The organism is Burkholderia alba, assembly GCF_034721475.1.
Taxonomy (GTDB): domain Bacteria; phylum Pseudomonadota; class Gammaproteobacteria; order Burkholderiales; family Burkholderiaceae; genus Burkholderia; species Burkholderia alba.
In genome coordinates this window covers 144,735-171,438 of the sequence record NZ_JAWJWL010000016.1, presented here as the reverse complement: position 1 = coordinate 171,438, position 26,704 = coordinate 144,735, and the positions used below count along the sequence as shown (strand labels likewise).

Annotated in this window: 23 protein-coding genes; 11 read left to right on the top strand and 12 right to left on the bottom strand. The window is 69.6% G+C overall.

What is annotated here, in order from left to right:
- Window positions 1–159, top strand: a 159-nt coding sequence (locus RZR99_RS19510; RefSeq protein ID WP_323121416.1) for a TolC family protein, incomplete at its 5' end; no start/stop codon positions are given.
- 137 nt (window positions 160–296) lie between these two features.
- Complete coding sequence (locus tag RZR99_RS19505) at window positions 297–728, top strand: YqaA family protein (protein WP_323121408.1); 432 nt, start codon at window positions 297–299, stop codon at window positions 726–728.
- Window positions 729–751: 23 nt separating this feature from the next.
- Here the strand turns inward: RZR99_RS19505 and RZR99_RS19500 are convergent, their stop codons facing one another.
- Window positions 752–2,410 (bottom strand): acyl-CoA synthetase, encoded by a 1,659-nt coding sequence (locus RZR99_RS19500; protein ID WP_323121407.1) that lies wholly within the window; start codon window positions 2,408–2,410, stop codon window positions 752–754.
- 155 nt (window positions 2,411–2,565) lie between these two features.
- On the opposite strand from RZR99_RS19500, the gene RZR99_RS19495 reads away from it, so the two are divergent.
- The 7 genes from RZR99_RS19495 to RZR99_RS19465 all read left to right on the top strand — a co-directional run bounded on the left by RZR99_RS19495 (window position 2,566) and on the right by RZR99_RS19465 (window position 12,603).
- Complete coding sequence (locus RZR99_RS19495) at window positions 2,566–3,312, top strand: Crp/Fnr family transcriptional regulator (protein ID WP_407655477.1); 747 nt, start codon at window positions 2,566–2,568, stop codon at window positions 3,310–3,312.
- Window positions 3,313–3,458: 146 nt separating this feature from the next.
- Entirely contained in the window at window positions 3,459–6,626 is a 3,168-nt protein-coding gene (locus RZR99_RS19490) for an efflux RND transporter permease subunit (protein ID WP_323121406.1), read from the top strand.
- A gap of 31 nt (window positions 6,627–6,657) precedes the next feature.
- Window positions 6,658–7,902 carry an efflux RND transporter periplasmic adaptor subunit gene (locus RZR99_RS19485; RefSeq protein ID WP_323121405.1) on the top strand — a complete coding sequence of 415 codons (1,245 nt, stop codon included), beginning with the start codon at window positions 6,658–6,660 and terminating at the stop codon, window positions 7,900–7,902.
- Window positions 7,899–9,401 carry an efflux transporter outer membrane subunit gene (locus RZR99_RS19480; RefSeq protein ID WP_323121404.1) on the top strand — a complete coding sequence of 501 codons (1,503 nt, stop codon included), beginning with the start codon at window positions 7,899–7,901 and terminating at the stop codon, window positions 9,399–9,401. The genes RZR99_RS19485 and RZR99_RS19480 overlap by 4 nt, the downstream gene beginning before the upstream one ends.
- 20 nt (window positions 9,402–9,421) lie before the next feature.
- On the top strand, window positions 9,422–10,120 hold the full coding sequence (locus tag RZR99_RS19475; protein WP_323121403.1) for a heavy metal response regulator transcription factor: 699 nt from the start codon (window positions 9,422–9,424) through the stop codon (window positions 10,118–10,120).
- Window positions 10,117–11,556, top strand: a complete 1,440-nt coding sequence (locus RZR99_RS19470) for a heavy metal sensor histidine kinase (protein WP_323121402.1) — start codon at window positions 10,117–10,119, stop codon at window positions 11,554–11,556. The genes RZR99_RS19475 and RZR99_RS19470 overlap by 4 nt, the downstream gene beginning before the upstream one ends.
- A gap of 222 nt (window positions 11,557–11,778) precedes the next feature.
- Window positions 11,779–12,603 (top strand): AraC family transcriptional regulator, encoded by an 825-nt coding sequence (locus tag RZR99_RS19465; RefSeq protein ID WP_323121401.1) that lies wholly within the window; start codon window positions 11,779–11,781, stop codon window positions 12,601–12,603.
- Between the two features lie 19 nt (window positions 12,604–12,622).
- On the opposite strand, the gene RZR99_RS19460 is transcribed toward RZR99_RS19465, so the two are convergent.
- Entirely contained in the window at window positions 12,623–13,210 is a 588-nt protein-coding gene (locus RZR99_RS19460; protein ID WP_323121400.1) for a LysE family translocator, read from the bottom strand.
- A gap of 221 nt (window positions 13,211–13,431) precedes the next feature.
- The gene (locus RZR99_RS19455; RefSeq protein WP_323121399.1) at window positions 13,432–14,118 is read right to left on the bottom strand and encodes a pyridoxamine 5'-phosphate oxidase family protein; all 687 of its coding nucleotides are present in this window, start codon (window positions 14,116–14,118) and stop codon (window positions 13,432–13,434) included.
- Between the two features lie 108 nt (window positions 14,119–14,226).
- Between RZR99_RS19455 and pdxR the strand changes: the two genes are divergently transcribed.
- Window positions 14,227–15,705 (top strand): MocR-like pyridoxine biosynthesis transcription factor PdxR, encoded by a 1,479-nt coding sequence (gene pdxR / locus RZR99_RS19450; RefSeq protein ID WP_323121414.1) that lies wholly within the window; start codon window positions 14,227–14,229, stop codon window positions 15,703–15,705.
- A gap of 106 nt (window positions 15,706–15,811) precedes the next feature.
- Window positions 15,812–16,606 (top strand): SDR family NAD(P)-dependent oxidoreductase, encoded by a 795-nt coding sequence (locus tag RZR99_RS19445; RefSeq protein WP_323121398.1) that lies wholly within the window; start codon window positions 15,812–15,814, stop codon window positions 16,604–16,606.
- A gap of 54 nt (window positions 16,607–16,660) precedes the next feature.
- Here RZR99_RS19445 and bamE read toward each other — a convergent pair whose 3' ends face one another.
- The 9 genes from bamE to RZR99_RS19400 all read right to left on the bottom strand — a co-directional run bounded on the left by bamE (window position 16,661) and on the right by RZR99_RS19400 (window position 26,676).
- Complete coding sequence (gene bamE, locus RZR99_RS19440; protein ID WP_323121397.1) at window positions 16,661–17,029, bottom strand: outer membrane protein assembly factor BamE domain-containing protein; 369 nt, start codon at window positions 17,027–17,029, stop codon at window positions 16,661–16,663.
- A gap of 643 nt (window positions 17,030–17,672) precedes the next feature.
- Entirely contained in the window at window positions 17,673–18,743 is a 1,071-nt protein-coding gene (locus RZR99_RS19435; RefSeq protein ID WP_323121396.1) for an AI-2E family transporter, read from the bottom strand.
- A 115-nt stretch (window positions 18,744–18,858) separates the two neighbouring features.
- Complete coding sequence (locus RZR99_RS19430; RefSeq protein WP_323121395.1) at window positions 18,859–19,287, bottom strand: GNAT family N-acetyltransferase; 429 nt, start codon at window positions 19,285–19,287, stop codon at window positions 18,859–18,861.
- 107 nt (window positions 19,288–19,394) lie between these two features.
- Window positions 19,395–20,690 (bottom strand): c-type cytochrome, encoded by a 1,296-nt coding sequence (locus RZR99_RS19425; protein ID WP_407655476.1) that lies wholly within the window; start codon window positions 20,688–20,690, stop codon window positions 19,395–19,397.
- A gap of 7 nt (window positions 20,691–20,697) precedes the next feature.
- Window positions 20,698–22,944: a xanthine dehydrogenase family protein molybdopterin-binding subunit gene (locus RZR99_RS19420; RefSeq protein WP_323121393.1), complete on the bottom strand. Its 2,247-nt coding sequence runs from the start codon at window positions 22,942–22,944 to the stop codon at window positions 20,698–20,700.
- A 1-nt stretch (window position 22,945) separates the two neighbouring features.
- Window positions 22,946–23,401, bottom strand: coding sequence for a (2Fe-2S)-binding protein (locus RZR99_RS19415; RefSeq protein ID WP_323121392.1), 456 nt, complete (start codon window positions 23,399–23,401; stop codon window positions 22,946–22,948).
- 147 nt (window positions 23,402–23,548) lie between these two features.
- The gene (locus tag RZR99_RS19410; protein WP_323121391.1) at window positions 23,549–24,658 is read right to left on the bottom strand and encodes an NADH:flavin oxidoreductase/NADH oxidase; all 1,110 of its coding nucleotides are present in this window, start codon (window positions 24,656–24,658) and stop codon (window positions 23,549–23,551) included.
- A 118-nt stretch (window positions 24,659–24,776) separates the two neighbouring features.
- Window positions 24,777–25,460, bottom strand: a complete 684-nt coding sequence (locus tag RZR99_RS19405) for a type 1 glutamine amidotransferase domain-containing protein (protein WP_323121390.1) — start codon at window positions 25,458–25,460, stop codon at window positions 24,777–24,779.
- A gap of 58 nt (window positions 25,461–25,518) precedes the next feature.
- The gene (locus RZR99_RS19400) at window positions 25,519–26,676 is read right to left on the bottom strand and encodes an iron-containing alcohol dehydrogenase (RefSeq protein ID WP_323121389.1); all 1,158 of its coding nucleotides are present in this window, start codon (window positions 26,674–26,676) and stop codon (window positions 25,519–25,521) included.
- Between the last annotated feature and the right edge of the window lie 28 nt (window positions 26,677–26,704).

The window sequence follows — 26,704 nt, the reverse complement described above, 5'->3', positions numbered from 1 at the left end:
TACAAGGCGGGGGTCGGCACCTTCACCGAACTGCTGAACGCGCAGACGGCGCTGACCGATGCGCAGAAGCAGCGCGTACTGGCCGTCTCGAAGTGGCGCACCGCCCGGCTCAAGCTCGCGGCGAGCCTCGGCAATCTGGGGTTGTGGGAAGAAAATTAATTGGAGTGCAGCTACATCTTCGTTTGAATTTGTTCACCCAACCAGTATTCGGAGCAATCCTGCGCCAGGCGTGTCTACCGCAGCCGGGGAGGTCGAGTCAGCTCGAGAGCCCACCGACAACCGGTTAAACTCCCCCGATGTCCACCCTTCTCACCTACGGCGCCCTGTTCGCCGTGTCGCTCATCGCGGCGACCCTGTTCCCCCTGCAATCCGAAGCGCTGCTGGCCGGCCTGCTGATCGCCGGCAAGGAGCCCGCCTGGCTGCTGATCGCGGTGGCGAGCATCGGCAACGTCGTCGGCTCGACGATCAACTGGGTGCTCGGCCGCTTCATCGAACACTTCCGCGAGCGGCGCTGGTTTCCGATCAAGCCCGCGGCGCTCGCCCGGGCCGAGCGCTGGTACGGCCGCTACGGGCGATGGACGCTGCTGCTCAGCTGGGCGCCCGTGATCGGCGACCCGCTGACGATGATCGCCGGCGTGATGCGCGAGCCGCTGCCGAGTTTCCTGTTCATCGTCGCGATCGCGAAGACCGCCCGCTATCTGGTGATCGGCTGGCTGGTGCTGCACTGATGCGCGCGGCGGCGGCGCGCCGGCTAGGACTTGCCGCCGTCGCCCGCCAGATCGATCGCCGCCGCCGAACTCGCCAGCGTGCGCAGCTGGAATTTCTGGATCTTGCCGGTCGCCGTCTTCGGCAGTTCGCCGAAGCGCACGACCCTCGGCAGCTTGAAGCTCGCCAGCAGCAGCCGGCAATGCGCGATGATCTCCGCCTCGGTCGCCTGCATGCCGTCGCGCAGCTCGACGAACGCGCACGGCACCTCCCCCCACTTCGGATCCGGCAGCGCGACCACGGCCGCCACCGCGACGGCCGGATGCCGGTACAGCGCGTCCTCCACCTCGATGCTCGAGATGTTCTCGCCGCCCGAGATGATGATGTCCTTGCGGCGGTCCTTGATCCGGATGTAGCCGTCCGCCATCAGCACGCCCAGGTCGCCGGTATGGAACCAGCCGCCGTGAAAAGCCTCGTCCGTCGCGTGCGGATTCTTCAGGTAGCCCTTCATGCAGAGGTTGCCTCGGAACATGATCTCGCCGAGCGTCTCGCCGTCGGCCGGCACGGGCGCTAGCGTATCCGGATCGAGCACGGTCGCGCCCGCCTGCAGGTGATAGCGCACGCCCTGCCGCGCGTTGAGTCGCGCCGCCTCGTCGTCGCCGAGCGCATCCCACTGCGCCTGCTTCGCGCAAACCGACGCGGGTCCGTAAGTCTCCGTCAGTCCATAGACATGGGTCAGCTCGAAGCCGATCTCCTTCATCTTCGCGATCACGGCCGGCGCGGGCGCGGCCCCGGCGACCTGCGCATGCACCGTGTGCGCGATCCCCTCGCGCCACGCGGCGGGCGCGTTCGCGATCGCGCTCTGGACGATCGGCGCGCCGCTGTAGTGCGTGACGCCCTCGGTCCGGATCAGCTCGAACACGCGCTGCGCATCGAACTTGCGCAGGCACACGTTGACCCCGCCGCGCGCCGCCACCGCCCACGGAAAGCACCAGCCGTTGCAATGAAACATCGGCAGCGTCCACAGGTAGACCGCGTGCTTCGGCATGTCCCATTCGAGGATATTGCTGAGCGCCGCCAGATACGCGCCGCGATGGTGATAGACCACCCCCTTCGGTTCGCCCGTCGTGCCCGACGTGTAGTTCAGCGCGATCGCCTCCCATTCGTCGGCGGGCGGCGTCCACGCGAATTCGGGATCGCCGCCGAGCAGAAACGCCTCGTAGTCGGTCGCGCCGCGAAACCGGACCGGATCGGCCGGCAGCAGATCGTCGACGCTCACGATCCGCAGTTCAGGCAGTTCAAGCGCCGCGCGCTGCGCGAGTTCGCCGTATTCGGTATCGACGATCAGCAGCTTCGCCTCGCCGTGACGCAGCATGAACAGGATCGACGGCACGTCGAGCCGGGTATTCAGCGCGTTCAGCACCGCGCCCGCCATCGGCACGCCGAAGTGCGCGTCGATCATCGCCGGGATGTTGGGCAGCAGCGCCGCGACGGTGTCGCCGCGCCCGATGCCGGCCCGCCGCAGCGCGCTCGCGAGCCGCCGGGCGCGCGCATAGGTTTCGCGCCAGGTGCGCCGCACGTCGCCGTGCACGACCGCCGGCCGCTCGCCGTACACCTCCGCCGCGCGCGCGATGAAATCGATCGGCGTGAGCGGCACGTAGTTGGCGTCGCGCCGGTCCAGCCCTTCGTCGAATCCCTGCGTCATGATGCGTCTCCCGCGGGGCGGGGCGCCCCGTTGTTTTTCAAATATGATTCAATGCGCCGTAGCCTACCCGCGGCCATTGTGGGCCGTCTGTCATCGAAACGACAGACTCGCCCCCCGCGACTTCGTGTAATCCCTATCCTCGCAAACCCTGTCTCATGTCCGACGCAGCCCAAGCCTCGCCGTCCCCGCCTTCGTGCACGCCCGCCGAACGGATCGCCGCCGCCGCGCTGCCCGCGCTGTTCGCGCAATGCGGCTGGTTCAACGCGCTCGCGCCCGAACACCGGGCGCTCGTCGTCGCGCAATCGCATGCCGAGTACCGCGAGGCCGGCGACTGGGTCGCGCGCCGGCAGGCGCCGTCCGACTACTGGATCGGCGTGAGCCAGGGGCTCGTCAAGCTCTCGATCTACAACGCGTCGGGGCGGGGCTGCACGCTGTCCGGCGTCCCGTCCGGCGGCTGGTTCGGCGAAGGCAGCTCGATCAAGCGGGAACTGCGCAAATACGACGTGATCGCGATCCAGCGCTCGCTGATACTTTACGTGCCGACCGCCACCTTCCACACGCTGCTCGACAGCAGCCTGCCGTTCTCCGGCTTCGTGATTCGTCAGTTGAACAACCGGATGGGCGAATTCATCGCGTCGATCCAGAACAGCCGCCTGCTCGACGTCGATGCCCGGGTCGCGCAGTCGCTCGCCCAGCTGTTCAATCCGGCGCTGTACCCCGACACCGGCGCGACGCTCGCGATCTCGCAGGAGGAGCTGGGCATGCTGGTCGGCGTGTCGCGCCAGCGGATTAATCAAGCGCTGCAGAATCTCGAACGTCTCGGCGTGCTGCGGATCGCCTATAACCAAATCACGGTCGTCGATCCGGCACGGCTCGCCGCGGTCGGCATGGAACAGATCTGACGCGCGCGGCCCGATCCGGCCCGCCGCGAACGCTACCTGACAATTCCGCCATTTTGGCGTCAGCCATTCGCCCGGGGCGGTTCTCTATCATGCGAAGCCATTCCTCGTGAGGCGCCGCCCGCCTCCCCACCACACCTGCCGCCTCCATGTGGATTGTCAATCTCGCGCTCCGGCGCCCCTACACGTTCATCGTGATGGCCATCATGATCCTGCTGGCCACGCCGCTCGCGTTGACGCGCACGCCGACCGACGTGCTGCCGTCGATCGACATCCCCGTCATCAGCGTGATCTGGAATTACACCGGCCTGTCCGCGAAGGAGATGAGCGACCGGATCACGTCGGTCCATGAGCGCACGCTGACCACCACCGTCAGCAACATCCAGCACATCGAATCGCAGACGCTGCCCGGCATCGCGATCGTCAAGGTGTTCCTGCAGCCGGGCGCGAACACCCAGACCGCGATCGCGCAGACCGTGTCGTCCGCCCAGGCGATCGTCCGGCAGATGCCGCAGGGCGCGACGCCGCCGCTCATCATCAGCTACTCGGCGTCGAGCATCCCGGTGATCCAGCTCGGGCTGTCCAGTCCGTCGCTGTCCGAGCAGTCGCTCGCCGACATCGCGATGAACTTCCTGCGGCCGCAGCTGATCACGATCCCCGGCGCGCAGGTGCCCTATCCGTACGGCGGGCGAACCCGGGTGATCTCGGTCGATCTCGACACGCAGGCGCTGATGTCGAAGGGCATGACGCCCGCCGACATCGTCAACGCGGTCAACGCGCAGAACCTGGTGCTGCCGACCGGCACCGCGAAGATCGGCCAGACCGAATACCAGATCGGCACCAATGCGTCGCCCGACACCATCGCGGAGCTGAACCGCATCCCGATCCAGACCGTCAACGGCACCACCCTCTATCTGGGCGACGTCGCGCACGTGCGCGACGGCTTCACCCCGCAGACCAACATCGTGCGCAAGGACGGGCAGCGCGGCGTGCTGGTATCGGTGCTGAAGAACGGCGACGCGTCGACCCTGCAGGTCGTCAACTCGCTGAAGGCGCTGCTGCCGTCCGTCGAGAGCACGCTGCCCGAGGACCTGAAGATCACCCCGCTGTTCGACCAGTCGGTATTCGTCGACGCCGCGATCCAGGGGGTGATCCACGAAGCGCTGATCGCCGCGCTGCTGACCGCGATGATGATCCTGCTGTTCCTCGGCAACTGGCGCAGCACGCTGATCATCGCGATCTCGATCCCGCTGTCGATCTTCACGTCGCTGCTCGTGCTGTCGGCGCTCGGCGAGACCATCAACATCATGACGCTGGGCGGGCTCGCGCTCGCGGTCGGGATCCTGGTCGACGACGCGACCGTGACCATCGAGAACATCGAGCGCCACCTGCACCTCGGCACCGGCCTGCGCGAGTCGATTCTGGAGGGCGCGGGCGAGATCGCGGTGCCGGCGCTGGTGTCGACGCTCTGCATCTGCATCGTGTTCGTGCCGATGTTCTTCCTGACGGGCGTCGCGCGCTACCTGTTCGTGCCGCTCGCCGAAGCGGTGGTGTTCGCGATGCTCGCGTCCTACGTGCTGTCGCGCACGCTCGTGCCGACGCTCGCGATGCTGCTGTTCCGCGAAGCGCAGACCCACGACACCGATGCGCGCGCGTCGCGCTTCGCGCGCCTCCATCACGGCTTCAATCACGCGTTCGAGCGGTTGCGCGCGTCGTACATCGTGCTGCTGAGCGTGCTGCTGGTGCGGCGGCGCTTCTACGCATCGCTGTTCGCCGGCTTCTGCGTGCTGTCGACGGGCCTCGTGTTCGTGCTCGGCCGCGACTTCTTCCCGAGCGTCGATTCCGGCAACATCCGCCTGCACATGCGCGCGCCGACCGGCTTCCGGATCGAGGAGACCGCGCGCCTCGCCGACCAGGTCGAGCAAGTGGTGCGCGAGGTGGTGCCCCCGGGCGAGCTCGGCACGATCGTCGACAACCTCGGGCTGCCCGTCAGCGGCATCAACCTGTCGTACAGCAACGCCGGCACGATCGGCTCGCTCGACGGCGAGATCATGATCGCGCTGAAGCCGGGCCACCGGCCCGCGCAGGGTTACGTGGAGCACCTGCGCGCGCTGCTGCCCGCGCGCTTCCCGGGCGTCGAATTCTTCTTCCAGCCGTCCGACATCGTCACGCAGATCCTCAACTTCGGCCAGCCCGCCGCGATCGACGTGCAGATCCAGGGCGCCGATCTCGCGAGCAACATGGCGATCGCGAGCCGCCTGATGAAGCAAATCCGCGCGATTCCCGGCGCGGTCGACGCGCACGTCCTGCAGCGCAACGACCAGCCGCTGCTGACGGCCGACATGGACCGCACGCGAATGCAGCAGCTCAACCTGTCCGCGCAGAACGTCGCGCAGAACATGCTGATCTCCCTGTCCGGCAGCACGCAGACGACCCCCGCGTTCTGGGTGAATCCGGCCACCGGCGTGCAGTACCCGCTGACGATCCAGACGCCGCAGTACCAGGTCGCGTCGGTCGGCGACCTGCTCGGCACGCCGGTGTCGGCCGGCGGCCGCGCGGGCACGCCGTACCAGTTGCTCGCGAATCTGGTCCAGATCCGGCAGGCGGTCGTGCCGGCCGTCGTCAGTCACTACAACATTCGCCCGGTGACCGACCTGTACGTGAGCGTCGAGGGCCGCGATCTCGGCTCGGTCGCGTCCGCGATCGGCCGGCTGGTCGACGACGAGCGCGCGACGCTGCCGCGCGGCACCGAGATCGTGATGCGCGGCCAGGTCGAAACCATGCGCTCGTCGTACTTCGGCCTCGGCGCCGGGGTCGCGATGGCCATCGTCCTCGTGTATCTGCTGATTGTCGTGAACTTCCAGTCGTGGCTCGATCCGCTCATCATCATCAGCGCGATGCCCGCCGCGCTCGCGGGCATCGCGTGGATGCTGTTCATCACCGGCACCCACCTGAGCGTGCCCGCGCTGACGGGCGCGATCATGACGGTCGGCGTCGCCACCGCGAACAGCATCCTGGTGGTCGCGTTCGCGCGGCAGCGGCTCGATGCCGGCGCCCCGCCGCTGACGGCCGCGCTGGAGGCGGGCGCGACCCGGATCCGCCCGGTGCTGATGACCGCGCTGGCGATGATCATCGGCATGATCCCGATGGCGCTCGGGCTCGGCGAGGGCGCCGAGCAGAACGCCCCGCTCGGCCGCGCGGTGATCGGCGGCCTGCTGTTCGCGACCGTTTCGACCTTGCTGTTCGTGCCGCTCGTGTTCGCCGGCGTCCACAATCGTCTGGCGAAACGCCGGGCGGGCCTGGCCGCTTCATCCTGACAGACTGAATCCGCATTGACCGGTTGACCCCATGGAAGAGAAACATCACAGCTCCGTCGGCATTCACGTAGAGGGATCGGGCCTCGATCTCCCCCCGCGCGCGCAGGTCTGGAAACGCGCGCGGATCGTGCTGATCGTGATCGGCCTGCTGCTCGCGGCGCTCGGACTGCGCACCGTGATCGCCAATCTGACGAACGGCAACCGGCTCGATGCGCTGACCGCGCAGAACGCACGCCAGTACGTCTCCATCGTGCTGCCGTCCAAGGCGGGCGGCGACAGCCGGCTCGCACTGCCCGGCACGCTGCGCGGCTACGTCGAGGCGCCGATCTACGCGCGCGCGAGCGGCTACGTGCAGCGCTGGGCCACCGATATCGGCACGCACGTCAAGCAGGGGCAGCTGCTCGCCGTGCTGGAGACGCCCGAGCTGGACCAGGAGCTGGCGCAGGCGGTCGCCCAGCGGCAGCAGGTGGCGTCGACGCTCGCGCTCGCGAAAACCTCGTTCGACCGCGCGCAGCAGCTGCGCCAGCGCGACGCGGTGTCGCAACAGGAGCTCGACGACCGTCAGGGCGCGTACAGCCAGGGGGTCGCGAACCTCGCCGCCGCCGATGCGAACGTGCGCCGCCTCACCGAGCTGAAATCGTTCCAGAAGATCGTCGCGCCGATCGACGGCGTGGTGACGCAACGCAACATCGACGTCGGCGATCTCGTCAACGCGGGCAACAGCGGCACCGGCCGCGCGCTGTTCACGGTCGTGCAGGCCGACCAGCTGCGTCTCTACGTGCAGGTGCCGCAGGCCTACGCGCAGCAGGTGAAGCTCGGCCAGCATGTCGGCGTCACGCAATCCGAGCTGCCCGGCCAGCGCTTCGACGGCACCATCACCCACACCGCGCAGGCGATCGACGTCGCCACCCGCACGCTGCAGATCGAGATCACGCTGCCCAATCCCGACGGCCGCCTGCTGCCCGGCGCGTACGTGAAGGCGACGCTGCCGATGGCGCCCGCCGGCAACCTGACGATCCCGGCCAATACGCTGCTGTTCCGCGCGGAAGGGCCGAACGTCGCGGTGGTCGAGGCCAACGGGCAGATCCGGCTGCATCCGGTCACGATCGCGCGCACGCTCGGCCAGACGCTGGAGATCGACAGCGGCGTCGCCGCCGGCGACCGCATCGTGCTGAACCCGAGCGACTCGCTCGCGAACGGCGACGAAGTGATCGTCGCGCAGCCGCGCAAGCCGGTGGCGGCGGCCTCCGGCGCGGCGGCGGGAGGCCGGCCGTGAGCGCGGCGCGTGCGCCGCGCTTCGGCGTGCTCGCGGCCGTCGCGGCCGTCGCGCTGCTGGCGGGCTGCGCGGTCGGCCCCGACTACCGGCGGCCCGCGGTCGACACGCCCGCCGCGTGGCAGCGCGATCCGGCCGACGGCTACTGGCATCCGGCCGCGCCCGCGCGCGCATCGCTCGATCCGGACTGGTGGAGGACGTTCGGCGATCCGCTGCTCAACGCGCTGGAGACGCAGGCGCTCGCGAACAACCAGAGCGTCAAGGTGATCGCGGCCCGCTACGACCAGGCGCGCGCGACGCTCGCGTCGGCCGCGTCCGCGCAGTTGCCGAGCGTCGGCCTCGCGGCCGGCGCGAGCCGCTCGAAGATTTCCGCCGACCGGCCTCAGACCAACTACGCGACGCAGAACGCATCGACCGTGCAGAACGACGTGCAGATCGGCGCCAGCGTCAGCTACGAGCTGGACCTGTTCGGCCGGATCCGCCGCACCGTCGAAGCGGCTCGGGCGACGACGCAGCAAGCGCGGGACGACCTCGCGAACGCCCGGCTCGTGATGACCGCCAGCCTCGCGACCAGCTATCTCGCGCTGCGCGCCGCCGATGCGGAAATCGACGTGCTGAACCGCTCCGTCGTGCTGCAGCAGAAGGCGCTCGATTTCGTGACCGCGCAGCACGACCTCGGCGCGGTGTCCGGCCTCAACCTGCTGCAGCAGAAAGCGCAGCTCGACGCGACCCGGACCGAAGCCCAGTTGCTGCTCAACCAGCGGGCGCAGTACGAACATGCGATCGCGACGCTGGTCGGCACGCCCGCGCCGTCGTTCTCGATCGCGCCGAAAGTCGTGGCCCTGCCCGCCCCCGTGTTGCCGACCGGGCTGCCGAGCGATCTGCTGCAGCGGCGGCCCGACGTGGCGTCGGCCGAACGCGCGATGGCCGCGGCCAACGCGCAGATCGGCGTCGCCCGCGCCGCGTACTTCCCGCGCATCACGCTGGCGCCCGACATCGGCTGGGACGCGACCCGTTTCGCGAGCCTGTTCAGCGTGCCGAGCCTGCTGTGGTCGGTCGGCGCGTCGGTCAGCCAGCCGCTGTTCGAGGGCGGCCGGCTGGCGGCCGGCGTCGACTTCGCGCAGGCCGGCTACGCGGCGGCGCAGGCCAATTACCGGCAAACCGTGCTGAGCGCGTTCGAGGAGGTGCAGAATGCGGTGACGGGCCTGTCCGTGCTGGACGAAGCCGAGCGCCGCGCGCTGGCGGCCGTCGGCGACGCGCGCCAGTTGGCCGGACTCGCGCAGGACCGCTACGCGGGCGGGCTCGCCGCCTATATCGACGTCATCAGCGCGCAACAGCAGCTCTTGACGAGCGAGCGCCAGGAGGTGCAGATTCGCGGCCAGCGGGCCGCGCTGGTGGTCTATCTGGCGAAGGCGCTGGGCGGCGGCTGGAGCGCCGCGGAAGTCGACGCGGCCGGCGGCCCCGGCACCGCGGGCACGGTCCCCGCCGCGCCGGCCTCGTAGCCGCGCAACAGGAAACGGACATGAAAGTACTGATTGTCGAAGACGAAGCGAAAGTGGTCGACTACCTGAAAAGCGGGCTGTCCGAGGAAGGCTGGGTCGTCGACACCGCGACGGACGGCGAGGAAGCCGCGTGGAAGGCCGTCGAGTACGACTACGACGTCGTGGTGCTCGACGTGATGCTGCCGAAGATCGACGGCTTCGGCGTGCTGCGGGCGCTGCGGGCGCAAAAGGACACGCCCGTCATCATGCTGACCGCGCGCGACCGGGTCGACGACCGCGTGCGCGGCCTGCGCGGCGGCGCGGACGACTACCTCACCAAGCCGTTCTCGTTCCTCGAACTGATCGAGCGCCTGCGCGCGCTGACGCGCCGCGCCCGCGTGCAGGAATCCACGCTGATCTCGATCGGCGACCTGCGGGTCGACCTGATCAGCCGCCGCGCGATGCGCAACGGCATCCGGCTCGATCTGACCGCGCAGGAATTCCAGCTGCTCGGCGTGCTCGCGCGGCGGCGCGGCGAAGTGCTGTCGAAGACCACCATCACCGAGCTGGTCTGGGACGTCAATTTCGACAGCAACGCGAACGTCGTCGAGACCGCGATCAAGCGGCTGCGCGCGAAGCTCGACGGCCCGTTCACCGACAAGCTCCTCCACACGATCCGCGGCATGGGCTACGTGCTCGAAGTGCGCGAGGACACCGACCCCGAACCGAGACGATCATGAAACGCTCGATCTCCCTGCGCCTGTCGGCGATGTTCGGCATCACGTCGTTCCTGGTGTTCACGCTGATCGGCGTCGGCATGTTCGCCGTCATGGAGCGGCAGCTGTTCGCCGAGCTGCGCGCGACGCTCGATACCCGCGCGAAGGTCGCCGAGATGATCCTGTCGCACGCGACGACGGCCGCGCGCTGGCACATCACCCAGGACAAGCTCGCCGACCTCGAACCGCCGAACGGCTCGACCCGCTACCAGGTCGACAGCGCCGACCCCGCGTTCCGCTTCGGCAAGCCGCTGATCGGCACGCCGTCGGGGCCGCCCGCCGGCGCGTTCCAGATGCTGCACCTGACCGACAGCGGCTACGACGCGATGACCAAGACCGTCGTGCTGCCCGCGAGCGGCGAGCGCCCCGAGCTGAAGCTGATCGTGTCGGCCACCTGCGAACGGACGCAGAAGATGCTGCAGCACATCGGCATGACGCTCGCCGCGCTGATCGCGGGCGCGACGCTGATCTCGCTCCTGCTGAGCCGGGCCGTCACGCGCTTCGGGCTCGAGCCGCTGGCGCGGCTGTCGCGGGAAGCCGCCGAACTCAGCCCCGCGAACCGGCGGCAGCGCCTGCAGACCGATGCGCTGCCGCGCGAGCTGCACGATCTCGCGACGTCGTTCAACGGCGCGCTGGAGCGCATCGAGCATGCGTACGAGCGGCTCGAATCGTTCAACGCCGACGTCGCGCACGAGCTGCGCACGCCGGTCAGCATCCTGATCGGCCAGACCCAGGTCGCGCTGACGACGCGCGACCGCTCCGCCGAACGGATGCGCCAGACGCTGCAGTCGAATCTCGAGGAATTCGAGCGGCTGCGCGTGATCGTCAACGACATGCTGTTCCTCTCGCGCAGCGATCGCGGCGAACGCGCGACCGATCTGACCGACGTGTCGCTCGCGGCGGAAGTCGCGCGGATGCTCGACTTCCTCGAGATGTCGTTCGACGATGCGCAGTTGCGCGCCGAGCTGTCGGGCGACGCGCGCGCCCCCGTCGACCCGTCGCTGTTCGGCCGCGCGATGACGAATCTGCTGATCAACGCGATCCAGCACTCGCGCCCGGGCGACACGATCCGGGTGAGGATCGCGCCGCGCGGCGAACAGGTTGAAGTCGCGGTCGCGAATCCGGGCGAACCGATCGAGCCGGCCGCGCGCGCGCATATTTTCGAGCGCTTCTACCGGCTCGAGGAAGCCCGCGCGAACAGCCGGGAAAACCACGGCCTCGGGCTGTCGATCGTGAAGGCGGTGGCCGAGATGCACGGCGGGACGGTGTTCGTCACGTGCAGCGGCGGAATGAACACGCTCGGTTTCTCGGTGGCGGCCCCCTCGTCGGGCGTCGTGACGCGCGCCGCGCCGCCTCCGGCGAACGCGCAGGAACGCGCGGCGGTGTTGCGCGCGGACTGAGAAAAGGGGGCAACCGGCGCGGAAGGTTCGCACCGGGCGCCTTTCTCGGCCGCGCGGGCAACCAGCGCCGCCCTTCCCCCGAGCCGCCGCGGCGCCTCGGGGCAATCCCGCCGCGCCATGCGGGACGAAGCCCATGCGGCCCGCCGCGCGAGCGGTTATCATGACCCGGCATCGCCCAACCGGCGCTCGCCGCCCCCCTTCCGAGAGTCCGCACGCGTGACCATGTCCCCCTCCGCCCCGTCCACGCCGCGCTTCTGGCGTGATCCCGCGCTGCCGTTCATCGAAGCGCGCTCGGTCGACGACGGCCGCCGGATCGGCTATGCGAAGCACACCCACGAGACCTTTTCGATCGGCGCGGTACTGGGCGGACGCAGCACCTACCTCAACGGCGCCACGCGCGAAGCGGTGGGCGCCGGCGCGGTCGTCCTCGTCAATCCCGCCCAGGTGCACGCATGCAATCCGCACGGCGACGATGTCTGGCGCTACCGGATGCTGTACGTCGATACCGGCTGGCTGACCGGGCTGCAGCACGCGCTGGGATTCGACGCGAACCACGACTTCCGCGCGTGCTCGGTCACGCTGTCCACGCAGGCCGATCTGTACGGCGCGCTGAACCGCTTCTACCGGCTGCTGGTTGCGCCGGACGCCGACGCGCTGCGCAAGCAGAGCGCCGCCGTGGCGTTCTTCACGGCGCTGCAGCGCCGGATCGATCCGGCGCCCGCGATCCGGCAGCCGGAGGCGCAGGCGAAGCTCGCGCGCGCCGCCGACTACATCGACGCGCACCGCACGCAGGCGCTCACGCTCGACGACATCTGCGCGGCCGCCGGGCTGTCGCCGTCCTATCTGATCCGCGCGTTCAAGGCGCGTTACGGCATGACGCCGCATGCGTATCTGGTCGATCGCCGGATCCAGTACGGACGCACGCAGCTGAAGCTCGGCCGGCCGATCGCCGACGTCGCGCTCGACGCGGGTTTCGCCGATCAGGCGCATTTCCAGCGCGCATTCCGCAAGGTCGTCGCGGCCACGCCGGGCCAGTACCGAGGCTGACGCCGCCGCGCCGCGCGAGCTACGCGTCGAGCAGATAGAACGCGCTCGCCGCGAGCAGCGCCGCCATCGCGCGATTGAACAGGCGGACGCGCCGCGCGTCGCGCAGATACCGGGTCAGGCAGACGCCCGCCACCGCCCAGCTCGCGACCGAGCCGTAACACACCACCAGGTAGACCGCCGCGAACCGCCAGACGAGCGCGGTGTCGCCGTTCGCCGCGAACGCGCTCATGCCCGCCACCGATGCGAGCCATGCCTTGGGATTGAGCCACTGCATCGCCGCGCCGCGCCACGCCGACGGCCCCGCCGCCGCGCGCTCGACGCCGAGCCGTCCGTCGTCGAGCGCGAGCCGGTATGCCAGGTACAACAGGAAGGCCGCGCCCGACCATTGGATCGCGGCCGTCAGGAACGGCCAGCGATGCAGCGCCGCGTGCAGGCCCAGGCCGATCAGCAGGAACAGCGCGACAAAGCCCAGCGTCGCGCCGGCGACGTGGCGCAGGCTGGCCGAGAGCCCGTATTGCGCGCCCGCGCTCAATGCGACGAGATTGACGGGGCCGGGAGAGATCGATGCGGCCAGCGCGAAGGCGGCCATCGACAGCAACACGTTCATTCGGGATTCCTCTTGCGCTCGTTCTGATCGAGCGTTCGAGGATAGGGAGTGGACGGTCGCGGGTATTGAAGAAAACGACCCTGCTCGCGGGATGAAACGGCGAACGGGACGTATCGCGGGTTCTCCGGCCACGCGGGCCGGGGCCGGGGCCAGCGAGCGGGCCCCATCGGTTCCGGCCCGCCGCGCGGGATTCGCCCCGCGCCGTTCGCGCTACTGCGCTGCTAGGCGGCCGCCATCGCCGCCGATTTCACCACGCCGGGCCACTCCGCGACATACGCCGGCGTCCCCGCCGGCGCGGCATCGACCACCGGCTCGAGCCGCGCGACGCCGATCGGCAGCACACCCGCCCACACCGGCAACCCCAGATCCGCTTCGTCGTCCTTCGGCCCGCCGGTGCGAACCTTCGACGCGGCTTCGTCGAGCGCGATGCGCATCACCGTGGTCGCGGCCAGTTCGTTCGCGTTGCCGGGCCGCACCTCGCGGCTGCGCCCCGGCGCGACCCGCTCGACGAACGCGTCAAGCGCGGCGGCCTTGTGCGTCTCGGACACGACCTCGAACGCGCCGTAGATCACCGCCGACCGGTAGTTCATCGAGTGATGGAACGCCGAGCGCGCGAGCACCAGACCGTCGAGATGCGTGACCGTCACGCAAACCTGCGCGCCGGTCGCCGCGAGCTTCAGCATGCGGCTGCCGTTCGAGCCGTGGATGTACAGATGATCGCCCTCGCGCCAGCACGCGGTCGGGATGCAGTGCACGCCGTGCTCGTCGGCGAACGCCAGATGGCACAGATAAGTGTCGTCGAGAATCGCGTACAGCGTGTCGCGATCGTAGTGCGCGCGCTGGGCGACGCGGCGCACCCGGGTGCGGGCGCTCGGCGCGACGGTATCGTCGATCGGGGTCGTGGTCATGGTGCGGCTCCTGCCGGATGTGGGGTCAACGAAACTGCGGCACTGAAACGATAAGAAAACTATGGCACCATGCATAGACCCATGACGTGTCGATTTCTTGGAGCCATGATGGACTACGGCGTGCTGCTGGCCAACTTCGAGCGGACCTCCGCGCACGACGCCGTCGCGCGCGCTTCGCAGCAGCACCGGCTCTACGCGTGCCTGCGGGCGGCGATCCTGAACGGCACGCTCGAACCCGGCACTTATCTGCTGCCGTCGCGCGCGCTGGCCGAGGCGCTGCGGATCGCGCGCAACTCCGTGCTGTATGCCTACGAGCGCCTTGCCGCCGAGGGTTTCGTCGTCGGCCGCCGGCAGGGCACGATGGTCACGCACGTCGGGCTGCCGAGCGCCGCCGCTGCCGCCGAGACGCGCGCGGCGCCCGTGCTGTCGCACCGGGTCGCGAACCTGCGGCACGCGGGCGACGGCATGGAGGATCCGCTGCCGTTCCTGCCGGGCCAGCCCGCGCTCGATCAGTTTCCGCTGACCCAATGGCGGCGCTGCGTCGAGCGCGCGTGGCGCCATCTCGGTCCGGCCCAGCTCGGCTACACGCCGGTCGAAGGCAATCTGCGGCTGCGCCAGGCCGTCGCCGAATACCTGCGGGTGTCGCGCGGCATGACCTGCGACGCGAGTCAGGTGTTCATCACCGACGGCACGCAGAACGGCCTCGACCTGTGCGCTCGCGCGCTCGCCGACGCGGGCGACACCGCGTGGATCGAGAACCCCGGCTACAACGGCGCGCGCGCGGCCTTCCAGGCCGCCGACCTGCGGCTCGCGCCGATTCCGGTCGACGCCGACGGCCTCGCGCCGCAGCCGGAACACTGGCGCGACCAGCCGCCGACATTGATCTACATCACGCCGTCGCATCAGTACCCGCTCGGCGCGGTGATGAGCCTCGAGCGGCGGCTCGCCCTGGTCCAGCAGGCGCGCGCGGCGGGCGCCTGGATCCTCGAGGACGACTACGACAGCGAATTCCGCTACCAGGGCGCGCCGCTGTCCGCGCTGCAGGGCCTGAGCGACGACGCGCCGGTCGTGTATCTCGGCACGTTCAGCAAGGTGATGTTCCCCGCGCTGCGGATCGGCTTCGTCGTCACGCCCGCCTCGCTCGCCCCGGCGCTGCGCCGGACCGCGAGCGCGCTGTCGCTGCGCGGGCGGCTCGCCGAACAGCTGGCGCTCGCCGATTTCATCGAGGCCGGCCATTTCACCCGGCACCTGCGCCGCATGCGGCCGCTGTACGCGGCACGGCGCGACGCGCTGCAGCACGCATTGCAGCGGCATCTGGCGGAGCAGGTCACGGTGTCGGGCGGCGCGGGCGGGATGCACCTGTCGGCGCGGCTCGACGCGCCCGTGGCCGACACCGACGTCAGCGTGGCCGCCCGCGCGCGCGGGCTGGTGATCCGGCCGCTGTCGCGCCTGTGCCTGCCGGGCACCGATGCCGCGCCGTACAACGGCTTCCTGCTCGGCTACGGCGGCGTGCCCGCGGAGCGGATGGACGCCGCCGTGCTGCAGCTGCGCGCCGCGATCGACGAGGCCCGCCGCGCCGCGCGCTGATGAGGCCGCCCGGCGCGCTGCCGAAACGTCCGCTTTCGTCTAAGCTAGCGCTCGTGCCATCCGCCGGGCATCAGGGCGGCCCATCCCACTTTTTCGAAGTCCATCCATGCATATCGATCTGACTGGCAAGACCGCGCTCGTGACCGCCTCCACGGGCGGCATCGGCCTCGCAATCGCGGAGGGGCTCGCCCGCGCGGGCGCCCATCTCATCCTCAACGGCCGCAGCGACGAATCGGTCAAGCACGCGCTCGCGCATCTGCGCGTCGCCGCGCCCGGCGCGAGCGCGACCGGCGTCGCGGCCGACCTGTCCGACGCGGCGGGCGCGCAGCGGCTGATCGACGCCGCCCCGTCCGCCGACATCCTCGTCAACAACGCGGGCATCTACGGCATGAAACCCTTCTTCGACATCGACGACGCCGAATGGGAGCACTACTTCCAGGTCAATGTGATGTCCGGCGTGCGGCTCGCGCGGCACTACATGAAGGGCATGCTCGCGCGCGACTGGGGGCGTGTCGTGTTCATCTCGTCGGAGTCCGGGCTCAACATCCCGGCCGACATGATCCAGTACGGCTTCACCAAGACCGCGCAACTGTCGATCTCGCGCGGGCTCGCGAAGCTCGCGGCGGGCAGCCGCGTCACGGTGAATTCGGTGCTGCCCGGCCCGACGATGTCGGACGGCGTGAAGGCCATGCTGAAGGACACCGCCGAGCAGCAGGGCAAGACGGTCGATCAGGTCGCGGTCGAATTCGTGCGCGCGCATCGGGCCAGCTCGATCATCCAGCGGCCGGCGAGCGTCGAGGAAGTCGCGAACCTGGTGGTCTACACCTGCTCGCAGCAGGCTTCCGCGACGACGGGCGCCGCGCTGCGCGTCGACGGCGGCGTGGTCGACACGATCGCCTGATGCGTCACGCGGCGGCATCCGCGCCGTGATTCGCCGCGCCGTGCCGCGAGCAGGCTATCTGGCCGCTCCGGTATCGGCGCGCAGCAGGCCCTTGCGGTCCGCGTCCATGCAGGTCGCGAAGCCCCGGCGGATCACGAGGCCGCGCTTGTCGAACACGACATAGTAAGGACGCCGTTCTTCGCCCCGGTGCAGTATGTAGTTGTAGCAAACGCCGGTGCCGTCGCGAACCATCCAGACGCTGTTGGGATTGCCGCCCGCCTTGACGACCTGCGCCTGCGTCGCCCCCGGCTGCGACGCGGCCTTCGGCACCGGCAGCCGCGCATACGAGAACGTGCCGAAGACACTGAACCATGAACATCCCGTCATCAGGATGCTGGCGGCAAACGGAAGAGCAAGCGCGGTTCGGATCGTCGGGAGTTGCATGCCGGATAGCTGAATGGCGCGATGCCGTTGCAGGGTAAAAACCGCATGCTAATCGACGTTCCCCCCCTGTTTGTTTAAATTTGTGAAAACAACCACGAAAAAAATGCGCGTCCTCCGCGCCGGGCGCGACTAAAACGCGGCAATCGGGCCGATTGTTCACGTCATGCGCGCTCCGTTTCACCCCGCTTCTGTTGCGAAAGCCCGGCATTAACTCGCGTTAATGCCGCAATCGCGAGCGATCAACCGGCTTGGCCGCGCGCGGGCGCGGCCGGTGCTCACCCCGTCGCGCCGATACCCTCACCCATCGGAGATAAACGAGGCAATTACCCGTATCGGGTATGCAATAGCCCGGCGGCGCCCGCCCCGGCAGCGCATGCCGTACCGCGACCGCCCAAGTTCGCGACGACGATGCGGCGGGCCCGATCGATGCATGAGACGACATTCGCGCGCCGAATGCGCAAGACGACCGATTGCTTGCATCGAGTACGCGCCGGCCGGGACGGCTCGGGCCAAGCGGCGCAAGCCGCGCCGCCGCCGAGCGAGTCCGCCGCCGCGATGCCGCGATCCGCGTCCACGCTTGAAACCGGGATCGCGCATCGGCGCACGCGGCGGGCCGAATGACCCGCGACGGCATCGGCCGCGATCAGTCGACCCACTCCGCCCACAGCACGGTGAGCACGGTCATCAGCGCGGGGCCGATGAACAGGCCGAGCAGGCCGAAGGTTTCCGCGCCGCCCAGGATGCCGAACAGCACGAGCAGGAACGGCAGTCGCGCGGAGCTGCCGATCAGCACCGGCCGCACGAAATGTTCGGCGATGAACACGACGACGAAGCCGAACGCGGCCAGACCGATCGCCCATCCGGCCATGCCCTGCGCAAACAGCCACAGCGCGGCGCCGCAGAACACCAGCGGCGCGCAGAACGGCAGCATCGCGGCCACCGCCGTCACGAGGCCGAGCAGCGCCGCGTGCGGTACGCCCGCGACCGCATACGCGACCCCGAGCAGCGCGCCCTCGCCGAGCCCGACGACGACGAGGCCCGTCACCGTGCCGTGCACGGCGGCCACCATGCGCTGGATCAACGCGGCGCCGTCGGCGCCGAACGCGCGCTGCACGCCTTTCAGCAACGCGCCGGACAGGCGCGGGCCGGCTTGGAAGATCACGAACAGCGTGACCAGCATGAACCCGAACAGCACGGCCGCGTGCGCGACCCGCGAGCCGAAGTGCCGGGTGAACGCCAGAAAGGTCTCGCCGTTCACACCCTTGACCGCCGTCGACGCATGCAGCGGCTTCGCGAGATTCGCCTGCCACCATGCGTCCACCTGCTGCGCGCCGAACGGCAGGTGACTGACGGCGTCCGGCACCGGAATGCCGTTCTGCTGCACGCCGCGCACCCATTCGAACAGTTCGTGGGTCTGTCCGGCCGCCTGCACCAGCCCGATCACGACCGGCACCACCAGCAGCAACGCGACCGCCGCGGTGAGCGCGGCCGCGATCAGCGTCTTGCGGCCCGCGAACCACGGCTGCGCTTCGATACGATGCAGCGCGGGCCACAGCGCGATCGCGATCACGCAAGCCCACACGATCGCGGGAATGAAATCGGCGATCACCCACAACGCCAGCGCGACGAGCAGCGCGTACAGCACGCCCAGTGCGATCGTCTGAGTTTTCGGGCGACCGGACGGATCCGGGGAAACAGGCGCGGTATGGGCCATGGAATCTCTGAACGAAAAGTGAGGCGGAGCCGGCGCGCGCTCGGCGCGAGTGCGGCCGGCGTCATCGCGGCAGGGCCTGGCGCCGCTTCCGGCGCGGCGCCCGGCAGGCGCGGGCTCAGGCGAGCGACTTGGACATGAATACCCGGCTTGTACCCGGCGGATCGCACGGCACCTCGCCGAAACGGTGCCAGCCGAATTTCTCGTAGAACCCCGGCGCCTGGAAACTGATGGTGTACAGCACGCCCGACTTGCAGCCGCGCGCGCGTCCTTCCGCCTCGGCGAGGCGCAGCAGCTCGGCACCGGTGCCCGTGCCGCGCAGCGCGTCCGGCAGGTAAAGCAGATCGATGAACAGCAGCCCGAGCGACGTCCGGCCGGTCAGCCCGCCGAGCACCTCGCCGGTCGCCGGATCTTTCGCCAGCACGGCAAGCGGACGCTGATCGTCGACCCCGGTCCGCTCGACGTTGAATGCGCTAAGACCTTCCGAGATCAGGTCGACGGCCGTGTCGTCGAGCCGGTCGGTCGTGACGAAGGTAACAGGCGGCATAGGGCCCCCGGAAGTGGCGATGCGCCATGTTACCGCGCCTCGCCCCCCGCAACGGGGCGAAGCGCTTCAACGGCCGCCACGGCTCGGCGCCGCCGCGCGGCGCGAGGTCACTGCGTCGCGCGGCGCAGCTTCGCGACCTCGGCCGCCTCGATCGTCGCGCCGCGATTGTTCCAACCGGTCCGGATGAAGGTCAGCACATCGGCGATCTGCCGGTCCGTCAGCACGTTCGCGAATTTCGGCATCGGATAGGCGGACGGCAACCCCTGGATCACCAGATCCTCGGTGCCGTTCAGCGTCACGTTGATCAGCGACGCCGGATTGGCTTCCAGCACGTTCGGATTGCCCGCGAGCGGCGCGAGCAGCGGCGCGAACGCACGGCCGTCGGTCCCGTGGCAATGCATGCAGTACGCGCCGTACACCGTCGCGCCCGCATTGCCCGACGGCCGCAGCAGCGCCGCCTGCGTCGCCTTCGGATCGTACTGATAGGGCGGCGCGCCCGTGCCGCCCGCCGGCGGCAGCGCCTTCAGGTAGCGCGCGATCGCGCTCAGGTCGTCGTCCGTCATCGCCTGCATGCTGTGGTTGATCACGCTCGTCATCGAGCCGAACGCCGTCGCATGCTGGTTCGCGCCGGTTTTCAGGAACAGCGCGACGTCGGCCTCGCTCCAGCGGCCGAGCCCGACGTTGTGCTCGCCCGTCAGGTTCGACGCGAACCAGTGGTCGATCAGCGCGCCGGACAGGAACGCCGGCCCGCTTTCGTCGAGCGCCTTCTCCTGGAAGCCGACTCCGCGCGGCGTGTGGCACGACCCGCAGTGTCCGAGGCCCTGCACCAGATAGGCGCCCCGATTCCACGCGGCATCCCGGTCCGGCTTGTCCTGGTAGATCGCGGTGTCGAGAAACACCGCGTTCCAGATCTTGAGCGGCCAGCGCATGTTGAGCGGCCACGGGATGTCGGACGCGCGGTTCGGCGCCTTGACCGGCTCGACGCCGTGCATGAAGTACGCGTACAGCGCCTTCACGTCGTCGTCCTTCACCTTCGCGTACGACGGATACGGCATCGCCGGATACAGGTTGTGGCCGTCCTTCGCCACGCCCGCGCGCAGCGCCTTGCCGAACTCCGCCTCCGTGTAGCCGCCGATCCCGGTGTCGCGATCGGGCGTGATGTTGGTCGTGTAGATCGCGCCCATCGGCGTGACCATCTTCAGGCCGCCCGCGAACGGCTGGCCGTGCGGCGCCGTGTGGCACGCGATGCAGTCGCCCGCCTTCGCGAGATAGGCGCCGCGCGCAACCAGCGCGGCATCGTCGGGCGCCGCGGCGAGCGCCGCGCTCGACACGCACGCGGCCGCCAGCGCCGCACCCAGCGCCCGGACGGCGCGCCCCGCTTTTTTCAGATCGATCATCGGCATCCTCGCGTCAGGCCTGTTGAGCGGTTTGCAATTGGCTGCCCACCGGCATCTGCCGCAGCCGCTTGCCGGTGGCCGCGTAGATCGCGTTCGCGACCGCCGCCGCGAGCGCCGCCGTGCCGGGTTCGCCGATACCGCCCGGCGCTTCGGCGCTCTTCACGATGTGCACGTCGATCGACGGCGTCTGGTCGATCCGCAGCATCCGGTAGTCGGTGAAGTTGGTCTGCTCGACCCGGCCGTCCTTGATCGTGATCTCGCCGTACAGCGCGGCGGTGATCCCGAAGATGATCCCGCCCTGCACCTGCGCCTCGATGGTGTCGGGGTTCACCACCATCCCGCAATCGACCGCGCACACCACCCGCTTGACCGTCACGTCGCCGTTGTCGATCGCCACGTCGGCGACCATCGAGAAGAAGCTGCCGAACGCGTGCATCACCGATACGCCGCGCCCCTGCCCCTTCGGCATCGACGCGCCCCAGCCGGCGGCCCGGGTCGCGGTATCGAGCACGTTCAGCGCGCGCGGCGACTTGCCGAGCAGCGCGCGCCGGTACGCGACCGGATCGGCCTTCGCCTGGGCCGCCAGTTCGTCGATGAAGCTCTCGACGACGAACGTGCCGCGCGTCGGACCGACGCCGCGCCAGAACGCGGTCGGCACGTGGCGCGGCTCCTGCCGCACGTATTCGACGCGCTGGTTCGGCAGGTCGTAGGGCAGTTCCGCCGCCACCTCGACCGCGTCCGGATCGATGCCGTCCTTGAACGCGGGCGGCGCGAAGCGCGCCATGATCGACGAGCCGACGATCCGATGCTGCCATGCGACCGGCTTGCCGTTCGCGTCGAGCCCGGCGGAGATGCGGTCGTAGTAGTACGGGCGATACATGTCGTGCTGGATGTCCTCCTCGCGCGTCCACACCACCTTCACCGGCGCGCTCACCTGCTTGCCGATCTTGAGCGCCTGCTCGACCATGTCGGTCTCGAGACGCCGCCCGAACCCGCCGCCCAGCAGGTGATTGTTGACGGCGATCTTCCCGGCCGGCAGCCCCGTGACCCGCTGCGCGACGTCGACCACGCGCGTCGGCACCTGCGTGCCGACCCAGATGTCGCAACCGTCGGGGCGCACGTGCACCGTGCAGTTGACGGGTTCCATCGTCGCGTGCGCGAGAAACGGCTGCTGATACACCGCGTCCACCCGCGTCTTCGCGCCCGAGAACGCCTTCGCGACGTCGCCTTCCTTGCGGGCGACCGCGCCTTCGCGCTCGGCCGCCTTCGCGAGATCCGCGACGATGTCCTGCATCGACACCTTCGCGCCCGCACCTTCGTTCCACTTGATCACGAGCGCCGACGCGCCGCGCTTCGCCGCCCACGTGTGATCGCCGACCACCGCCACCGCGTTGTCGACCCGCACGACCTGGCGCACGCCCGGCACCTGCTTCGCGACCGTGTCGTCGACGCTCGCCACCGTGCCGCCGAACACCGGGCTGTTGACGATCACCGCGTACAGCATGCCCGGCACGCGCACGTCGAGGCCGAACTGCGCGGTGCCGTCGACCTTCTCCGGCGAGTCGAGCCGCTTGACCGGCTTGCCGATCAGCGTGAAGTCCTCCGGCTTCTTCAAGACGACGTTCTGCGGCACCGGCAGCTTCGCGGCCGCGTCCGCCAGCTGCCCGTAGGCGAGCCGGCGGCCGCTCGCCGGATGCCGGACCTCGCCGCCCTGCGCGCTGCACGATGCGAGATCGACCTTCCACTGCTGCGCGGCCGCCGCGACCAGCAGCGTGCGCGCCGTCGCGCCCGCGCGCCGCATCGGCTCCCACGCGTAGCGGATCGACGTCGAGCCGCCGGTCAGTTGGCCGCCGAGCAGCGGATCGAGGAACAGTTTCTCGTTGGGCGGCGCGTGATCGAGCGTCACGCTCGACAGCGGTACTTCCAGTTCTTCCGCGATCAGCATCGGCAGCGACGTATAGACGCCCTGGCCCATCTCGACCTTCGGCATCACCAGCGTGACCCGGCCCGACCGGTCGATCTGCACGAACGCGTTCGGCGCGAACACGCCGGGCTGCGGCGTTTCGACCGCATCGCCGCCGATCACCGATTTGCGCGCGTCGTCGCCCGCCGCCGGCACGCTGAATGCGAGCAGAAAACCGCCGCCCGCCGCCGCGCCGAGCGTCATGCCGAATTTGAGGAACGTGCGCCGCGATACGCCCGCGGCGTCGGCGGCGTCCGCCACGGCCGCGCGGCCGGCCTCGATCAGTCCTTGCGACATGTCAGGCCCCCTTCGCGGCTTGCTTGATCGCCGCGCGCACGCGGTTGTAGGTGCCGCAGCGGCAGATGTTGCCCGCCATCGCCGCGTCGATGTCGGCGTCGGTCGGCGCCGGGTTCGACGCCAGCAGCGACGCCGCCGCCATCACCTGCCCGGACTGGCAATAGCCGCACTGCACGACGTCGAGCGCGCGCCACGCCTGCTGCACCTTCTGGCCGGCGGGCGTCGCGCCCACCGCCTCGATCGTCGTGATCTTCTTGTCGCCGACCGCCGCGACGGGCAGCACGCACGAACGCACGGCCACGCCGTCGAGATGCACGGTGCACGCGCCGCATTGCGCGATGCCGCAGCCGAATTTCGTGCCGGTCAGGCCGACCAGGTCGCGCAGGACCCAGAGAAGCGGCATGTCGCCGGGCGCGTCGACGTCATGCGTCGCGCCGTTGATATTGAGCGTTGTCATCGTGGGGCTCCGGGATTCGGTTGTTTTATATCGTTGCTGCACCTGCACTTGCATCTACATCTACGCCGGCTGATTCCTCATCCGCTGCCGCACCCGGAACCGGCGGCCGGCGCGCATCCGGTCGAGACGCGCCGGGCCGCCGCCCGCTCAGGCCGCCTTCGACGCGACCTTGTACCGCTCGAGCCAGTGCGCGTACGGCGCGGGCAAGGTCCACGCCGGCCGCTCGACGCCCAGTGCCTTCGCAGCGTAATACGGCCAGTGCGGGTCCGCCAGATGCGCGCGGCCGACCATCACGAGATCGAGCTGCCCGTCCTCAATCACGCGCTGCGCCAGCTCGGGGGTATCGATCCCCCATGCCGACGCCACCGGCAGCTGCGCCTCGCGGCGCACCCGCTCGGCGATCGGCGCGAGAAACGCCGGCCCCCAGGGAATCTGCGCGGACGGCGTCGAGAACCCGATCGTAACGCTCAGCAGATCTAAACCTTCCTGCTTGAAGCGCTTCGCGAGTTCGATCGACTCGGCGAGCGTGTCGTCATCCCGGCCATCGTACTCGATCACGCCGAAACGCGCCGTGAGCGGCAGATGCTCCGGCCAGACCTTGCGCACCGCCGCCAGCGTCTCGATCAGAAAGCGGCTGCGGTTGTCCGGCGAGCCGCCGTAGGCGTCGTCGCGCCGATTGGAGTGCGAGGAGAAGAAACTCTGGGCCAGATAGCCGTGCGCGAAATGCAGTTCGAGCCATTCGAAACCCGCGTCGCGCGCCCGCCGCGCGGCCGCGACGTAGTCGGCCTGCACCCGGGCGATGTCGTCGGTCGTCATCGCGCGCGGCAGCTTCGGCAGATGCGCGCCGAACGGCACGGCCGACGGCGCGAGCGTCGGCCAGCCGCGCGGATCGCCATCCGCGATATGGTCGTCGCCCTCCCACGGGCGGTTCGCGCTGGCCTTGCGGCCCGCATGCGCGAGCTGGATGCCCGGGACCGCGCCCGCCGCCTTGATCGCCGCGACCGACGGCGCGAACGCGGCCGCCTGCGCATCGTTCCACAGGCCGGTGCAGCCCGGCGTGATGCGGCCTTCCGGCGACACCGCGGTCGCCTCGGCGATCACGAGTCCCGCGCCGCCGCGCGCGATGCTCGCGAGATGGACCTGGTGCCAGTCGTTGACGACACCGTCGACGGCGACGTACTGGCACATGGGGGGCACCGCGATGCGATTGCGCAGCGTGACGTCTTTAAGCTTGAATGGTTCGAACAACGCGGACATCGTCAACTCCTTCCTGCAGTTTAGTCATCCGTAACGAAGCACGGCAATCCCGCCCCGTGCCAACGAGCGGCCGGGATCGGGATCGGGGGAAACGCCGGCGCCGCGCGCCGGCTCGGGTTCAGGCGTGACCCAGCAGCTTCAGCAGCGCTTCGGCGACCGGCTCCGACGACGCGGGGTTCTGCCCGGTGATCAGCAGGCCGTCAACCACGGCGTGCGGCGCCCAGTCGGCGCCGCGCGAATACTCGCCGCCGTTGGCTTTCAGCATGTCCTCGACGAGGAACGGCACGACGTCGGTCAACTCCACCGCCGCTTCCTCGCTGTTGGTGAAACCGGTCACGCGCTTGCCTCGGACGAGCGGCGCGCCCGCCGCGTCCTTCACGTGGCGCAGCACGCCCGGCGCGTGACAGACGGCCGCGACCGGCTTGCGGGCCGCGAGCGCCTGCTCGATCAGCGCGATCGAGTGCCGGTCCTCGGACAGATCCCACAGCGGACCGTGGCCGCCGGGGTAGAACACCGCATCGTAGTCGCCGATCGACACGTCGGCGAGCCGGCGGGTCGAGGCGAGCGCCGCTTTCGCGTGCGCATCGGCGTCGAAGCGGCGCGTCGCATCGGTCTGCGACGCGGGATCGCTGCTCTTCGGATCGAGCGGCGGCTGGCCACCCAGCGGCGACGCGAGCGTCAGCTCGGCGCCCGCATCCTTGAACACGTAGTACGGCGCGGCCAGTTCTTCGAGCCAGAAACCGGTTTTCCTGCCGGTGTCGCCGAGTTGGTCGTGCGAAGTGAGAACAACGAGGATCTTCATCGGTGCGGCTCCTTGTAAAGATGACGCGGGCAAACCGGTCCGCCGAACGGCGGACCGCTCAAAGGCTGGCTTCCAGCACGCGGCGGCTGACCTCGAGCGTCACGTCCCGGCGCTCGCCGAGCGCCGTCATCGCGTGCGTGTCGAGTTGCGCGATCAGGCCGTCGATCGCGTCCGCCGCCACGCCATAGTCCGGCAGACGCGTCTTGACGTCGAGGCTTTCGAAGAACGCGCGGGTACGGGCGATCGCCGCGTCGATCCGCGCATCCTCGGTGCCTTCGGTGAGATTCCATACGCGCTGCGCGTATTGCAGCAGCTTCGCGCGTTTCGCTTCGCGGCGCACGGTCAACATCGACGGCAGCACGATCGCGAGCGTGCGCGCATGGTCGATGTCGTAGCGCGCGGTCAGTTCGTGGCCGATCATGTGGGTCGCCCAGTCCTGCGGTACGCCCGCGCCGATCAGGCCGTTCAGCGCGAGCGTCGCGACCCACATCAGATTGGCCCGCACCGCGTAATCGTGCGGCTCGGCGAGCGCCTTCGGGCCGATCTCGATCAGCGTCTGCAGCAGACCCTCGGCGAACCGGTCCTGCGCACGGCCGTCGACGGGATAGGTCAGGTACTGCTCGACGATGTGCGTGAATGCGTCCACCACGCCGTTCGCGATCTGCCTCGGCGGCAGCGAATAGGTCTTGCTCGGATCGAGAATCGAGAAAAGCGGAAACGTATGCGCGCTGCGAAACGCGAGTTTCGCCTGGGTCGCACGCCGCGTGATCACGCCGCCGTTGTTCATTTCCGAGCCGGTCGCGGGCAAGGTCAGCACGCTGCCGAACGGCAGCGCGGCCGTCACGTTCGCGCCGTGCGCCTCGAGCATGCTCCACGGTTCGCCGTCGAAGCAGGCGGCCGCCGCGACGAACTTGGTGCCGTCGATGACCGAACCGCCGCCGACCGCGAGCAGGAAATCCAGCCGTTCCACCCGCACCTGCTCCACCGCCCGCATCAGCGTCTCGTACGACGGATTCGGCTCGATACCGCCGAACTCGCGCACCGTGCGCGCGCCGAGCGCCGAGCGCACTTCGGCGAGCGTGCCGTTCTTCTCGGCGCTCGCGCCGCCGTACAGCACCAGCACGCGCGCGTCCGCCGGCAGCAGATCGGCCAGCCGCTCGACCGTGTGTTCGCCGAACACGATGCGGGTGGGGTTGTAGTAATCGAAATTCTGCATCGGGATGCTCAATCTATTAGACCAGTCG

Bases quoted from the DNA above. Each gene is read 5' to 3' on its own strand.
- RZR99_RS19505 (WP_323121408.1), top strand. From the start codon at position 297: ATGTCCACCCTTCTCACCTACGGCGCCCTGTTCGCCGTGTCGCTCATC.
- RZR99_RS19500 (WP_323121407.1), bottom strand. From the start codon at position 2,410: ATGACGCAGGGATTCGACGAAGGGCTGGACCGGCGCGACGCCAACTAC.
- RZR99_RS19495 (WP_407655477.1), top strand. From the start codon at position 2,566: ATGTCCGACGCAGCCCAAGCCTCGCCGTCCCCGCCTTCGTGCACGCCC.
- RZR99_RS19490 (WP_323121406.1), top strand. From the start codon at position 3,459: ATGTGGATTGTCAATCTCGCGCTCCGGCGCCCCTACACGTTCATCGTG.
- RZR99_RS19485 (WP_323121405.1), top strand. From the start codon at position 6,658: ATGGAAGAGAAACATCACAGCTCCGTCGGCATTCACGTAGAGGGATCG.
- RZR99_RS19475 (WP_323121403.1), top strand. From the start codon at position 9,422: ATGAAAGTACTGATTGTCGAAGACGAAGCGAAAGTGGTCGACTACCTG.
- RZR99_RS19470 (WP_323121402.1), top strand. From the start codon at position 10,117: ATGAAACGCTCGATCTCCCTGCGCCTGTCGGCGATGTTCGGCATCACG.
- RZR99_RS19465 (WP_323121401.1), top strand. From the start codon at position 11,779: ATGTCCCCCTCCGCCCCGTCCACGCCGCGCTTCTGGCGTGATCCCGCG.
- RZR99_RS19460 (WP_323121400.1), bottom strand. From the start codon at position 13,210: ATGAACGTGTTGCTGTCGATGGCCGCCTTCGCGCTGGCCGCATCGATC.
- RZR99_RS19455 (WP_323121399.1), bottom strand. From the start codon at position 14,118: ATGACCACGACCCCGATCGACGATACCGTCGCGCCGAGCGCCCGCACC.
- pdxR (WP_323121414.1), top strand. From the start codon at position 14,227: ATGGACTACGGCGTGCTGCTGGCCAACTTCGAGCGGACCTCCGCGCAC.
- RZR99_RS19445 (WP_323121398.1), top strand. From the start codon at position 15,812: ATGCATATCGATCTGACTGGCAAGACCGCGCTCGTGACCGCCTCCACG.
- bamE (WP_323121397.1), bottom strand. From the start codon at position 17,029: ATGCAACTCCCGACGATCCGAACCGCGCTTGCTCTTCCGTTTGCCGCC.
- RZR99_RS19435 (WP_323121396.1), bottom strand. From the start codon at position 18,743: ATGGCCCATACCGCGCCTGTTTCCCCGGATCCGTCCGGTCGCCCGAAA.
- RZR99_RS19430 (WP_323121395.1), bottom strand. From the start codon at position 19,287: ATGCCGCCTGTTACCTTCGTCACGACCGACCGGCTCGACGACACGGCC.
- RZR99_RS19425 (WP_407655476.1), bottom strand. From the start codon at position 20,690: ATGCCGATGATCGATCTGAAAAAAGCGGGGCGCGCCGTCCGGGCGCTG.
- RZR99_RS19420 (WP_323121393.1), bottom strand. From the start codon at position 22,944: ATGTCGCAAGGACTGATCGAGGCCGGCCGCGCGGCCGTGGCGGACGCC.
- RZR99_RS19415 (WP_323121392.1), bottom strand. From the start codon at position 23,401: ATGACAACGCTCAATATCAACGGCGCGACGCATGACGTCGACGCGCCC.
- RZR99_RS19410 (WP_323121391.1), bottom strand. From the start codon at position 24,658: ATGTCCGCGTTGTTCGAACCATTCAAGCTTAAAGACGTCACGCTGCGC.
- RZR99_RS19405 (WP_323121390.1), bottom strand. From the start codon at position 25,460: ATGAAGATCCTCGTTGTTCTCACTTCGCACGACCAACTCGGCGACACC.
- RZR99_RS19400 (WP_323121389.1), bottom strand. From the start codon at position 26,676: ATGCAGAATTTCGATTACTACAACCCCACCCGCATCGTGTTCGGCGAA.